Origin of the sequence: Frankia sp. CcI156 (assembly GCF_001983015.1) — a bacterium.
Lineage (GTDB): Bacteria > Actinomycetota > Actinomycetes > Frankiales > Frankiaceae > Frankia > Frankia casuarinae.
In genome coordinates this window covers 1-1,026 of record NZ_MOMD01000019.1, presented here as the reverse complement: position 1 = coordinate 1,026, position 1,026 = coordinate 1, and the positions used below count along the sequence as shown (strand labels likewise).

Here is a 1,026-nt window from a genome sequence, read left to right as displayed (position 1 = left end):
CGTCGTTGCCTCCCGGTTGAACAACCTCGCCCTAGCACTACGGGAACTGGGCCGAGCCGGGGAAGCACTGCCAATACTCGAACGCGGCCTCGCCATCACCGAAGCCACCCATGGCCCCCACCACCCCGAGACCGCCGTCGTCTTGAACAATCTTGCCGGGACACTGCAAACTCTGGGGCGGGCTGGGGAAACGCTGCCATTACTCGAACGTGCCCTCGCCATTGACGAGGCCATCTATGGCCCCGACCACCCCGAAATTGCCTCCCGGTTGAACAATTTTGCCCTAACGCTGCGGGAACTGGGCCGGACTGGGGAAGCGCTGCCAATACTCGAACGCGGCCTCGCCATCACCGAAGCCACCCATGGCCCCCACCACCCCGAGACCGCCGTCGTCTTGAACAATCTTGCCGGGACACTGCAAACTCTGGGGCGGGCTGGGGAAACGCTGCCATTACTCGAACGTGCCCTCGCCATTGACGAGGCCATCTATGGCCCCGACCACCCCGAAATTGCCTCCCGGTTGAACAATTTTGCCCTAACGCTGCGGGAACTGGGCCGGACTGGGGAAGCGCTGCCAATACTCGAACGCGGCCTCGCCATCACCGAAGCCGTCTACGGCCCCCACCACCCCACAGTGGCCGCCGCGTTGAACAACCTCGCCGGGGCATCGCTAGAGCTGGGGCGGCCCGAGGAGGCGCTGCCGATGGCCCGGCGGGCCCTAGCTATCGCCGAAGCCGCCCACGGCCCCAATCACCCCAGAGTCTCCCCCTGCCTGAACAACCTCGCATCGGCACTACGAACCTTGGGGCAGGCTGGGGAAGCGCTGCCGATGCTTAAAAGGGCCTTGGTCATCGCCGAGTCGACCTACAGCCCCGACCATCCCGAAATTGCTATCCGGCTGAACAACCTTGCCCCGACCTTGCTAGACCTGGGGCGGGCCGAGGAAGCGCTGCCGATGGCCCGGCGTGCCCTTGCCATCACTGAGGCCGCCTACGGCCTCACCCACCCCGAAATCGCCATCGACCT

General features: G+C 65.2%; 1 protein-coding gene. It reads left to right on the top strand.

Annotated elements, in window-relative coordinates; translation table 11 throughout:
- Positions 1-16: 16 nt before the first annotated feature.
- Positions 17-1,026: tetratricopeptide repeat protein (locus tag CcI156_RS24680; RefSeq protein WP_254847342.1), on the top strand; the 1,010-nt coding region annotated here is incomplete at its 3' end.